Source organism: Rhizobium terricola (assembly GCF_012927355.1).
GTDB classification, from domain to species: domain Bacteria; phylum Pseudomonadota; class Alphaproteobacteria; order Rhizobiales; family Rhizobiaceae; genus Allorhizobium; species Allorhizobium terricola.
Genome location: NZ_JABBGK010000003.1, coordinates 225615 through 237488, shown reverse-complemented (window position 1 = coordinate 237488; position 11874 = coordinate 225615). Strand labels below are relative to the sequence as shown.

Here is an 11874-nt window from a genome sequence, read left to right as displayed (position 1 = left end):
TGGCCTATTCCCAAGCGTCATCGCGCAGCAAAACCAAGTCGGCGAAGCCAGCAAGAGGACAGGGGTTCGCATTCGGGGCGCCGTCCGATCGGACGACCCGTTTCCGGTCATTCATCGTTCCCACTCCATTATCATCTCGCGAACCCGTCTCTTGCCCGGCAACGGGCAGGTCCGGCGGACCGCACTGCGGCGGATGGAAAAATCATGTCACACCGAAAAAATTTTTACAAGTATGAAAAAATAGATCGCTTTTTTCACATATGCAGAGTTATCATTGCCTAGGTGGGGAACTTGCATGACAACTGCAGTGATGTTTTTCACAAGGCGTGACTGTCGGTTGTCACCGGCATCCAACGACTGTACCTGTTCGTGAAAATCACCGAGGAATGCCATGCCGCCGAGAGCAGTTCGCAGATCAGAAGATTTGAAGACCGCCGACCCGGACCAGGAAATGGCCGTCGGCGGCCAGATAAGAGAGCTTCGAAAGGTCAAGGGCCTGACGCTTCAGCAATTGGCCGACAGCGCCGGGATATCCGTGGGCTACCTCAGCCAGATCGAGCGAAACCAGTCCAAACTGCCGATCGGCGTCCTCAGAAAACTCAGCGATGTGCTGGGCGTCCACATGAACTGGTTTTTCCAGGCGAACGATACGCCGGCCCAGGAGAAGGACATCATTGTCCGCTCGCACAACCGCAGACGGTTCACTTTCACGGGGATCGGCATCGAGGAAGAACTGCTGTCACCCAATCTGAGTGGCCCGCTCGAGATGCTCTTGAGCACCATAGAACCCGGCGCAGACAGCGGCGACTACACCCATGACGGGGTTGAAGCCGGCTTCGTGCTGTCCGGCCGGCTTGATCTTTGGGTGTCCGGGCAGTTCTTTCAGCTCGAAAAGGGAGACAGCTTCTCCTTCAAGAGCACCGAGGTTCACCGCTGCGCAAACAGCGGCAACGAACCCACCAAAGTGGTTTGGGTGATCACCCCTCCACACTATTAGGCCACGGGACATTGCTTCGAAAAGGCATCAGACCGCTTACGAGGCCGAAGCCTTTACCCGATCGCCAGAATTCCTTCCCGAAGAGAGGCACTCACCCTCTTCGGTGATGTCTCGGACTAAACCGATCGTCTTCAACGGTTCATCGAGCGTGTTGGCACGTTTGAAGCCAACGACGGAGCTTTGCCGGCTTTCGACATCCACGTAGCTGTCAGAATCGGATGATCTGACGGATGGCCTCCCCGGTGGCAAGGCGCTCGAAACCCTCGTTGATCTCGTCGAGTGAAATCGTGTGCGTCACGAGTTTCTCGATCGGCAGGCGGCCGGACTGCATCATCGCGGCGAAGCGGGGAATGTCGCGCACCGGAACGCAGGAGCCGACATACGATCCCTTCAGTGTCTGCTCCCCGACCGTCAGCGAGACGGCCGGTATGTGCAACTCGGCCTTCGGATTGGGCAAGCCGCCGGTGACGGTCGTACCTCCGCGGCGCGTGATGTCGTAGGCAAATTTCAGCGCCGGCGCAGCACCGGCCAGTTCGACGGCAAGATCGACCCCCCCGCCGGTGAGCGCCTTCACCTGTGCGACGGCATCATCCGCCATGGGGTCGATCACGTGGGTCGCCCCCAGCTCAAGTGCCATCGCTCGCTTGTTCTCCGCGGTATCGACGGCAATGATCGTCTGTGCCCCGGCGGCGATGGCTCCCAAGAGCCCGGCAAGTCCGACGCCGCCGAGACCGATGACAGCGCAGCTCTCACCCATCTTCAGTTCGCCGGAGTTTAGCACAGCCCCGACGCCGGTCAGCACCGCGCAGCCGAGCAGAGCGGCCTTGTCGAGCGGGATGGACTTGTCGATCTTGACGCAGGAATTCACGGAAACGACTGCATGGGTGGAGAAGGCGGATACGCCGATGTGATGGTTGACGGGCTGCCCCTTGTAACGGAGCCTGCGCTCGCCACCGATCAGCGTCCCCTTGGCTGCGGCCGCTGCACCGGGTTCGCAGAGCGCCGGCCGACCGGAGGCGCAGGGAACGCAGTGGCCACAGGACGGGACGAAGACGAGAACAACGTGATCACCCGGGACGAAGCGGGAAACCCCGGGCCCGACAGCTTCGATGATGCCCGAGGCTTCATGGCCGAGTGCGACCGGCATGTCTCGCGGGCGGTCCCCATTGATCACCGAGAGATCGGAGTGACAAAGGCCGGCCGCGACCATCTTTACCCGCACCTCCCCTGCACCCGGCTCGTCCAGATCCACCTCGACGATCTCGAGCGGCTTGGTGTCCTGGTAGGGGCGCGCTGCACCCATGGACCTCAGAAGCGCAATCCTGGCTTTCATCTCGAATTTCCTTGTTTCAATAGATTCTCAGAGGCGTCCGAAGGACATTGCGGCGATCACCGCAAGGCTGAAACCGATGACCAGGGTGATGAGCGCGACACGACGCCGCTCCCGCTCGGCCCCGATCCGGTTCTGCTTCAGCCTCGGGCGGGGCGTGTAGGCCGGCACGTCGATCGCCAGCGGGCTCGCCATCTCCATCTTGTAGGCGAGGAACCAGACGAGCCCGAGCCCGGCCACCCAGAGCATCAAAGACCAACCCCAGAGCGAAGGCATGCCGAGGGTCCAGTGGCCCTCGACGTCGGTGAAGGCGTAGTTGCCGAAGATCAGGCCGGGACCAAGCGCGAGGAAGAACCAGGCAAGCGTGACCGACCAGGCGGTCGAGCGTAGCGCCCTGATCCGCGTGCTGCTGGCGAGCTGGACATACAGAAAACGTCTTGCTTCCTCGCCTTCTTCCCCGAACCCGCGGCGCTGCGTGAAGGCCGACACCAGCAGGGTGACCGCAGTATTGGCGGCCATGCCCCAGGCAGCCGAATAGATCGTCCACGGATTGCGTCCCCAGGGCAAATCAAGCCCGAAGAAGGAGAGAACCGCGATGCCCAACGGCTCGGTAAGCAGAACGCCCGCAATACCAAAACCCACGCCGGTCACGACGGCCGGTCGCGTCATCCAGCGCAGCCAGGTCATACCGAGCAGAGGCACCCAAAGCTGGAAGGACAAAGGCAGGGCAAGCGAGGCCAGCAGCGAGAGCGTGACCGGTGTGAGCACCTGCATCAGCACGCTGGCGAGCAGCAACAGGCCGATGACCACCCGTGTCACAGTCACCGTATCCCGCCGCGACAGGCTCGAATGGAAGAAAGGCTTGTAGAGGTGGCGGACCAGCGTCTCGCCAGCGGAAAGAAGTGCAAGCCCGGCCATCAGTTGCACGCCGGCGAGGAGGCCGATGAACAGCCAGGCCGAAAACCAGGGCGACAGCGCCGACAGCAATCCCGAAAGACCTCGCGCGGGATCGACGAGCGCATGGGCACCGATGACCGCCATGCAGAAGGCGGCCAGCGCGCCGAAGGCTCCCGCCATCACCCAGGTCTGCCCGGCCGCCAAGCCGCGAGGACTTGAGGTCGATAGCACCACCTTCATGATCATCGGACTGGCCTGCAGACCCATCAGGGTCATGGCGAAGGACAGGTTGGCAAGCGCCGTGCCCTCGTGCCCCGCAGCAGCTTCCTTGCCGATGCCCGCGGTGAATTGGACCACGCCGGCCACCAAAAAACGGGTGGCCGTCGTCGGTTCGGCCGCCATCCTGGTAAGCCCGGCGTTGAGCGCGGCAAAGCCGCCGGCATCGATCAGCGAGAACATCGCCAGGACCACAAGCGCCGCCGCCGCCAGCACGGACTGGATCGCGCCGAGATATCCGCTGGCGCGCATGCCGCCGATCACCACGCTTCCGAACAGCAGTATGCCGAGGAGGCTTGATGCCATCGCCTGCGAAACCATCCCGTCGCCGAGCGCAACCATCAGTCGGGCTAGTGCCTGAAGCTGCAGGCCGGCGAAGGCAACCGCAAACAGTACCGCAACAATCGCGGTTACGGCGGTCAGGAATTCCGACCCCCAATAGGCGCGCAGCAATTCCGCCAGCGAGGAGATACGCAGGCGCTGGCCCAGCAGCCAGATCCGCTTGAAGAAGATTACCCCCGGCAGGGCCAGCGCAATGCCGGCCTGCAGCACTGCGGCAAGGCCAAAGCCCTGGCGGCCGATCTGATCCACGCCGGCAAGCGCGGCCCATCCGGACATGCTTGCGCCAGCGATGACCAGTGCCGAAATCCACGGCGAAAGGCCGTGTGCAGCGGAAAAATAGGTCTGATAGTCGCCATTTGCACGGGCGCTGAGACGCGCCCAATAAAGCGTGGCGACGGCATAGAACAATCCGTAGAGCGGCAGCCAGATCAAAGGCCTTCCTCCCGCTTGTCCATCGGCTTGATGTGGAAGCGCGAGAAGGCGCCGCGCAGACCATGCCGGGTGAAAAGATAGGCAAGGAATCCGACCGCCAGCACGCCAAACAGGGTGAGGCCGGAGTAGTAGTCCGCCATCGTCAGGACACCGCCGGCCGCCGAGACGACGAAGACGAGACCCAGCACTCCATAGGCCCCGATTCCAAGCGCCGCTTCGCCCTGAGTGAAGCCGGTGTCGAATATTCCATTGACAATGATATGGGCCGCAAAGGCGACAACAATGAGAAGCACACCTGCTGACGACAATGACCAGAGGTCATCCTTCATGCCCTCGAGGAATACGCCGAGACCGAGGAAACCAAGGACGGCCCAGATTGCAAAGACCAGGACGGCACGTTCGATGTGAGGACCGGTTGGGTTCATGATACGATTTCCTGCGTTTCCTCAGAGGGAGGTCTCCGGCCGGGAACCTCCCGGCCGGCGTTTGCCGGATCAGTTCGGACGACCCTTTTCCTCGACCGTCGGCGCGGCCGCGGACGGCTCGGTGTAGACGACCTTGGAGAGGTCGCTCAGCGTATGCGGCCGATGAACCGTTTCGGCAGTCAGTCCGATCTCGCCGAGAAGCGTGTCGACAAAGGGGGCCTGCGTGCGATAGCGCAGCGCCGAGCTGACGACCTGTTCGGCAAGGTTTCCGTCCCGCGGCGAGCCACCTTCGACCCCTTGCATCACGGTCGAGCTGCCATGGCCGGAGAGACCGGGCAGTCCTTCCACATGCATGATCTTGATGCCTTCGATCTTCTCCATGGGCTTGACGCTTTCGCGGATGATCGCAGGCAGGTTTTCGACCAGCGCCTTGTGCAGGGCCGAACGCCGGCTGGCGTCGGTACGCATGTTCTCCGCCGCGTTGAGCTTTTCCTTGCCCTCGGCCTCGACCTTCATGCGGGCTTCAAGCGCTGCGACCGCGATGCGATCGGCATCGGCCTTGTCCTTGGCCGCCACCTTTTCCGCTTCCGCGAGGATGCGAACACGCACGGCTTCCGCTTCCGCGGAACGTTCGGCGTCGATGCGCTCGATGGCCTTCTGGCGGTTGGCGATCTCGGTGTCGCGGATCGTCTGCACGCGTTCCTGGGCCTCGACCATGGCAGCACGGGCCTGCTCTGCCTGCGCCTGTGCCTCGGAGCGCTCTTTGGACTTCAGCGAGACCGCGATCTCGCGAGTCTGCTCCTCGAGCTGGATCGTCTCGCGCCGGCGGATCTCCAGCATCTCGACTTCGCGTTCCATATCGATGCGGCTGCGTTCGACGGCTTCGCGCTCCTTGAGCTTCACCGCTTCGATCTCGCGTTCCCGCAGGGCATTCTGGGCGGCAATTTCGGACTTCTTGGCCGCCCGTTCGATCGCCACCTGGGCCTCGTGCGACAGCCGTGCATATTCACTGTCCCGCTCGATTTCGAGACTGCGCTTCTCGGCCTCGAGGTTCTTGGCACGGATGGCGACGGCGGTATCTTTCTCGATGTCGTTGCGCTTCTTCTTGCGGCTCTCGATCTGCTCGGTCAGGCGTGTCAGACCTTCGGCGTCGAAGGTGTTCGAAGGATCGAACAACTTGATGTCGGTCTGATCGAGAGAGGTCAGCGAGACGGACTCAAGCTCAAGGCCGTCAAGCGCCAGGCTTTCCGCCACCTCCTGCTTGACCTCCTTGACGAAGGCCTGGCGGGTTTCATGGATATGCTCGAGCGTCATCTTGGCGGCGGCGCCACCCATGGCATCGACGAAGCGACCCTGGATCAGGTCCTTCAGTTGCTCCGCGTTCATGGTACGGTTGCCGAGGCTGCGGGCGGCGGTAGCCACTGCTTCGGTGTTCGGCGAAACGCGGACATAGAACTCCACGGTCAGCTCGACACGCATGCGATCCTTGGTGATAAGCGATTTTTCGCGGGCACGCGTCACTTCCAGCCGCAGCGTGTTCATATTGACTTCGGTGAGGTCGTGCAGGATCGGCAACACCAGCGCGCCGCCGCCCATGACGACCTTCTCGCCACCGAAGCCGGTGCGAACGAAGCTCACGTCCTTGGTGGAACGGCGATAGAGCCAGTGCAGAAGATAGGCGGCGACAGCGATGACGATGGCCGCCAGAATGATGATGGCAATGACGTCTGCACCCTTCATGGACGTGTTCCTTTTGAATGAGCAGGGGTTTCAGGCAGGTGATGGATTTCAGGCACGGGCGCTCTCCTCCGTGACGAGGAAGGCGGTCGCGAGGACGGCTATGCCGAAGGCCATGCGGTTGAGGATGTCGGCGACGTTGTAGGCAACCGAGAGGCTGCCATCGTCGACCATGCCGGCAAAGGCAGTGAGAAAGTTGCCGAGCGGATAGATGGCCCAGCCGATGGTAACGATCAGTCTCAGCCAGAAATAGCCACGACGCAGGTGGTCGCCGGTGGAGGCACGGACGACGTCGTCCATGCGGCCGAAATAGAACTCGCCGAGCAGATAAAGCCAGAAGACCAGTCCGATCAGGAAGGCAAGTGTCGGATGCATGAACTGCGCCTCGCCGAGATAGCGGACGAAGACCATCAGCGCAGAGACAACCGTGAGGCGCCAGAAGAGCCCGGCAGTCAATGTTCCGGCGGTACGCGCAAGGAAGAAGAGCGCGATCACCTGTAGCGGCATGGATATCGACCAGCCCACGTAATGATAGACCACCGGCACGCCCTGGCCGGCAAGCCAGGCCTCGCGCGCTTCGTAGACGGAACCGATGCCGATCAGCGCCGCAATTGCGCAGAGCGCCACGGGGATGCGCCATTTCTGGCCCACCCAGGCTGCGCCCATCAGCAGAAGCACCGTGGTCGCGGCCAGGCCGAACAGGGCGACAGAAAAGCTCGCCGCAGTCAGGTCGGATGTCTGGTAGACCACCATGGTTATTGTCCCTCTTGAAGGAAAATGTCGTGTCGCATTGGGTTCTCCCTAAATCTGCGTCCGGATGTGCGGCGACCGTGCGTAGAGCGCCACCATGGGCAGGATGAGTAGGCCGAAGATGAACTGCTGCCATTTGAAATCGAGGCCGATGCCGACCAGGAAGCTCGAGAGCACCTGCAGCACGAGCACGCCGATAACGGTGAAGCCGTAGCCCCCGGCTCCGCCGAGAAGCGATGTCCCCCCGACCACCACGGCCGCCAGCGTCAGGAACAGGTATTGGTCGCCCACTCCGATGAAGCCGCCGCCCGACCAGCCGAGCAGCAGGCCGCCGGTGAGCGCGGCAAAGAAGCCGGAAAGCGCATACATCATGACCCAGTAGCGCATCTCCGAGATCATCACGCGGCTGGCGGACGTCCTGTTCACGCCGAGCGCGTAGAGGTAGCGCCCATAGACCGTCGTCCTCAGGCCGATGATCAGGATCAGCGCGATGACCGCCCAGATCAGGATGACCGGCGGGAACGGCAGTCCGAAGGTGGACCCGTTCATGGCGGATATGTTGGAGAGCCATGCCGGCACCGTGCCGAATACGTTGCCGGAATAGGCCGAGCCGATCGACGTGACGATCTGCACACCGCCGGAAATCGCAAAGCCGGTGCCGAGCGTGACGATCAGCGCCTGCCCTTGCAGACGATAGCTGAGCAGGCCGTTGATCACCCCGAGAACGGTGCCGATCAGGAGCACGATCAGCGTGGCGAGCCATGGCGGGACGCCGAGGCCGATCAGATACAGCAGTCCCACATTGGCACCGCCGATGATGAAGGGAATGGAGAGATCCAGCCCACCGAGCAGCGCGACCAGCGTCTGGCCGATCGAAGCGATGCCAAGGAAGGAGGCAAACAGCAGCATCGACTTGATGTTGTTACCCGAGGCAAAGCCCTCGATGTTCATCGAACCGACCGAAAACAGGCCCGCGAGCACCATGATGCCGATAAAGGCGGACCGGTTCTGCTGGAACTGCCGGCCCAGCGTGCGGGTGAGCACGAGGATGGCGAGCAGGATCAATAGCGAGATCACATTCCAGATGTTGAAGAAGCCTTCGATGGAAAGCGACAGCAACAGGAAGGCAGCGAGCACCAGCGCAAGGCCGATCAGCGGCCAGCGATATTGCACCCAGGCCTGCCGCAGCGGGCTCTGTGCGTCCGTGGCGAGCGGCTCGCTCTCGACGAACTGGCCGATGACATAGCGCCACGCCCAAACCGAAAGCGCCAGCGTGGCGACGGCGGAGAGGATGACGACCTGGACGGCCATGCCTTGCGCAAAGCCGAAACCGGCGCCCAACCCCGCAAGCAGGATGGCGATGACGAGGCCGAGAATGCGGGCCGGAAGGCTGATTGGGGGCAGCTTTTCCATCAGTTTACGGCCTCCGTGCTGCTGGGCATGGCGTTTTCATGCATGACCCAGGCGCCACCGAGGACGAGGGCTCCGACAATGACCGCAACCGCGGGTCCGATCGTGCGCCGGCTCGACTGGCCGACCGCAAGTCGCAGGAACACCGCGAGGATCACCAGCAGAATGACGAAGAACACCAACGGGGCCGCCTCAAGCCGGAGTGCCTGCGTCTCCGGCGAGAGCGTGGCGATCTCGAGCGGCCCGGTCAGCGCCGCCTGCATGTCCATCGGTCCCGGCAGATAGGCCGGTGCCGCGCCGAGGCTCGCGTAGTCGAAGGTGGCATGAAGGATGATGCCGAGCACGACCACCGACAATGCGATGAAATAGAGCAGAGGCGAGAAGTTGCGGATGTAGCGCTGAATGACCGGAATCAGCAGCGTCAGCAGCAGCGAGATCACCAGGATGGCGCCATAGGCGAGATTGGTGACGAAGCTCTGCACGGCCCCGAAGTTGAAGGTCGAGAGCACATAGGTGATCATGTAGAGGTTGAGCGCGCCCAGTGCCGATCCGAAGACGCCGCCGCGACCACCCGCGAGCGAGGCGCCGCCAAGCACCAGCGCGGTCACCGCGATCAGGGTGTAGGTCGTGCCCTGCGAAGGGTCGCCGGACGAAATCAGCGCCGTGAAGCAGATCGAAGCAAGGCCGGCAAAGCAACCGGAAATGAGATGGGCACCGATGCGCACCACGGTGATCGGCACACCGGACGTGTAGGCCGCACGTTCGTCCGAACCCATCAGACGCAGATGCGTGTAGAAAGCGGTTGCGGTGAACAGCAGCCAGGCCAGGGTGGCGACGATCAGAATGATCAGCACCGGCGAAAAGATCGAGGTGCCATATCCCCATTCCGCCATGAAGGGCGGCGCCATGCCGCCGGGCCGTGGCAGGATCACGAGGTTGATGCCCGACAGTGCTAGATAGCCGGACAGCGAAACGATGATTGGCTGTACGCGGACATAGATGACGATCAGTGCAAAGATGAACTGATACACCGCCCCGACGATCATGCAGTAGAGAAACACCGGGATCGGGTTCTCCAGCATGCCCGCGGCGTGGAGCTGGATCATCGTCACGTTGATGAAGCCGATCAGCGGCCCGACCGACAGGTCGACCGTACCTCGGCCGGCGATCGTGGAGGCCATCAGCGCATAGGTGGCAAGGATCAACGGCGTCACCACGATGATGGCCGCGCCGATACCGGACGCCGTCATCAGGCTCGGCGTGCGCAGCACCGCGATGGAGAGCAACGCGAAAAACAGCGTGATCGGCATGAGCAGGAACGGATTGGACCGCCCGCCCTGCAGTTCTGCCTTGGCCGTCGTCGTCTCGGATGTCTGGGTCGCGGGCAGGCTCATCGGCGCCCTCCTTCGATCCGGACACCATTTTCGCCGAACTCGACGATCCGGATGGGCTTCGCAGCCGGTATGCTCCTGGCGTGCGATGCAGAGATTTCCGGCGACGGGTCGACCGCGGCCGGCGATGAGCCACCCGCCGCGTGTGGAAGGACTTGGGACACCGGGTTCGGCTTGAGATCCGCGGGCATGTCGACACGAATGCGAACGCCGTCGCCGGGAAGCGGCTCTGCCGATGCTGCGGCCATGCCCGAGGCTTGTGGTGCGCCGGGACGCAGTCCAAAGGTGGCCGAGGCAAGGCCCTCGCCCCCGGTCTGGCCGAACATTGCCTCCAGCACCCGCTTCGGCTCCAGACCGCGGCCGTCAAACGCATCGAAAGGCGCGCCGTCGCGGAAGACGATCACGCGTGTGGCAAAGCCCAGGAATTCCTCGATCTCGGATGAGAGGTAGATCACCGCCCGACCTTCTTCCGCATAGTTGCGCAGGTGACGGTAGAGCTCGGTCTTGGCGCCGACATCGATGCCACGCGCCGGATCGTTGAGGATGATGACGTCCGGCCGCATGGCGAAGCCGCGACCGATCAGCACCTTCTGCTGGTTGCCGCCCGACAGCGAAGTGATGCGGTCCTCCTTGACGCCGAACTTGATCAGCAGGTTGTCCGCCTCCCGCTTGAACAGGGTCGAGAGCGTGCCGCGATCGATGAAGCCAAGGATGCCGCCACGCTTCTTTTCCCGGTAAAGCGGCATCACCATGTTCTCGAAGATCGAGAGCGAGGCGAAGATACCCTCGCGCTTGCGGTCGCCGGAGACATAGGCGACCTTGTTCGCGACGGCTTCGGCAAGATTGCGTACCGGCTGCCAGCTTCCGTCGCGCGACGCGACCTGGACCATTCCTTGGGAAGCGCTCATGACACCGGCCAGCACGCGGACGAAGGCGTCCTGCCCCTGTCCGTCGAGGCCGGCAATGCCGAGGACCTCGCCGCGGCGCAGATCGAAGTCGAACGGTTTCGAATTCGGCCAGACCGCAAGCTTGCGCGCCTTCATCGCGCGCTCTGAATTCGTGGGCACCGGCGCTTCCGCATGGCCGTGACCGCCCGAGCGGTCGTCCCCGGTCATCAGTCGCAGCAGGTTCTTTTCGGTAATGTCTGCCTTTTCGAGCACGCCCACGTCGCGGCCGTCGCGAAACACCGTGGCACGGTCGGAAATGCGCACCAGCTCGGCAATGCGGTGGGTGACGATCAGAATGGTCGTGCCGCGATCCCGCAGAGCTCGCATGCGGGCGAACAGGCGCTCGGTGGAATCGAAATCGAGGGCCGCGGAGCTTTCGTCGAGGATCAGGATCTTCGGTTCGGAGAGAAGCGCGCGGGCAATCGTGATCCACTGCTTCAGCCCCAGCGGCAGGGTTCCGACCAGCGCATGCGGATCGATCGGTTCGCCGGAAAGCTCTTCCATGAGTTCGGCTGCGCGGGCCACCTTGCGGTCCTGGGACAGCGTCTTGGAAAAGAGCCGGTCGGAGCCCATGAAGATGTTGTCGACGACGGAGCTTTCATCCGCCACCAGCACTTCCTGATAGACGGTGGAAATACCGAGCGCCCGGCTTTCCGCCGGGGTGGACGGTGTCTCGCCGAGGATGGAGACCGTTCCGCTGTCGACCGGCAGGATGCCGGAGACCACCTTCGCCATCGTGCTCTTGCCGCAACCATTGCCGCCGACGATGGCATGGATCTCGCCTGCCCGCGCCGAGAAGGAAGCACCGTCGAGCGCCCGGGTCGGCCCGAAATACTTCTTCACGCCACGCACCAGGATTGTCTCCCGGCCGGCAGGCTGTGCGATTTCTGGAGCAATGGACGTCATGGATCTACCCATCCGGTCGCGGTACGGCCGATGA

At 62.8% G+C, this 11874-nt stretch carries 9 protein-coding genes; 1 reads left to right on the top strand and 8 read right to left on the bottom strand.

What is annotated here, in order from left to right; all coding sequences use genetic code 11:
• The first annotated feature begins 424 nt into the window (after positions 1 to 424).
• Entirely contained in the window at positions 425 to 997 is a 573-nt protein-coding gene (locus tag HHL25_RS16175; RefSeq protein ID WP_246701851.1) for a helix-turn-helix domain-containing protein, read from the top strand.
• Positions 998 to 1205: 208 nt separating this feature from the next.
• Here the strand turns inward: HHL25_RS16175 and HHL25_RS16170 are convergent, their stop codons facing one another.
• The 8 genes from HHL25_RS16170 to HHL25_RS16135 all read right to left on the bottom strand — a co-directional run bounded on the left by HHL25_RS16170 (position 1206) and on the right by HHL25_RS16135 (position 11840).
• A complete protein-coding gene (locus HHL25_RS16170) occupies positions 1206 to 2330 on the bottom strand; it encodes a zinc-dependent alcohol dehydrogenase family protein (protein WP_169593454.1) in 1125 nt (374 codons plus the stop codon).
• Between the two features lie 27 nt (positions 2331 to 2357).
• The gene (locus HHL25_RS16165) at positions 2358 to 4274 is read right to left on the bottom strand and encodes a hypothetical protein (RefSeq protein ID WP_169593452.1); all 1917 of its coding nucleotides are present in this window, start codon (positions 4272 to 4274) and stop codon (positions 2358 to 2360) included.
• Positions 4271 to 4699, bottom strand: coding sequence for a hypothetical protein (locus HHL25_RS16160; RefSeq protein ID WP_169593450.1), 429 nt, complete (start codon positions 4697 to 4699; stop codon positions 4271 to 4273). Before HHL25_RS16160 ends, HHL25_RS16165 begins: the two co-directional genes overlap by 4 nt.
• Before the next feature lie 69 nt (positions 4700 to 4768).
• Positions 4769 to 6439: a flotillin family protein gene (locus tag HHL25_RS16155; RefSeq protein WP_169593447.1), complete on the bottom strand. Its 1671-nt coding sequence runs from the start codon at positions 6437 to 6439 to the stop codon at positions 4769 to 4771.
• Between the two features lie 48 nt (positions 6440 to 6487).
• Positions 6488 to 7189, bottom strand: a complete 702-nt coding sequence (locus HHL25_RS16150; protein WP_169593445.1) for a bacteriorhodopsin — start codon at positions 7187 to 7189, stop codon at positions 6488 to 6490.
• Between the two features lie 48 nt (positions 7190 to 7237).
• The gene (locus HHL25_RS16145) at positions 7238 to 8599 is read right to left on the bottom strand and encodes an ABC transporter permease (protein ID WP_246701850.1); all 1362 of its coding nucleotides are present in this window, start codon (positions 8597 to 8599) and stop codon (positions 7238 to 7240) included.
• Positions 8599 to 9990, bottom strand: a complete 1392-nt coding sequence (locus HHL25_RS16140; RefSeq protein ID WP_169593443.1) for an ABC transporter permease — start codon at positions 9988 to 9990, stop codon at positions 8599 to 8601. Before HHL25_RS16140 ends, HHL25_RS16145 begins: the two co-directional genes overlap by 1 nt.
• Positions 9987 to 11840 (bottom strand): sugar ABC transporter ATP-binding protein, encoded by a 1854-nt coding sequence (locus tag HHL25_RS16135; RefSeq protein WP_169593441.1) that lies wholly within the window; start codon positions 11838 to 11840, stop codon positions 9987 to 9989. Before HHL25_RS16135 ends, HHL25_RS16140 begins: the two co-directional genes overlap by 4 nt.
• Between the last annotated feature and the right edge of the window lie 34 nt (positions 11841 to 11874).

Bases quoted from the DNA above. Each gene is read 5' to 3' on its own strand.
- HHL25_RS16170 (WP_169593454.1), bottom strand. From the start codon at position 2,330: ATGAAAGCCAGGATTGCGCTTCTGAGGTCCATGGGTGCAGCGCGCCCC.
- HHL25_RS16160 (WP_169593450.1), bottom strand. From the start codon at position 4,699: ATGAACCCAACCGGTCCTCACATCGAACGTGCCGTCCTGGTCTTTGCA.
- HHL25_RS16155 (WP_169593447.1), bottom strand. From the start codon at position 6,439: ATGAAGGGTGCAGACGTCATTGCCATCATCATTCTGGCGGCCATCGTC.
- HHL25_RS16150 (WP_169593445.1), bottom strand. From the start codon at position 7,189: ATGGTGGTCTACCAGACATCCGACCTGACTGCGGCGAGCTTTTCTGTC.
- HHL25_RS16145 (WP_246701850.1), bottom strand. From the start codon at position 8,599: ATGGAAAAGCTGCCCCCAATCAGCCTTCCGGCCCGCATTCTCGGCCTC.
- HHL25_RS16140 (WP_169593443.1), bottom strand. From the start codon at position 9,990: ATGAGCCTGCCCGCGACCCAGACATCCGAGACGACGACGGCCAAGGCA.
- HHL25_RS16135 (WP_169593441.1), bottom strand. From the start codon at position 11,840: ATGACGTCCATTGCTCCAGAAATCGCACAGCCTGCCGGCCGGGAGACA.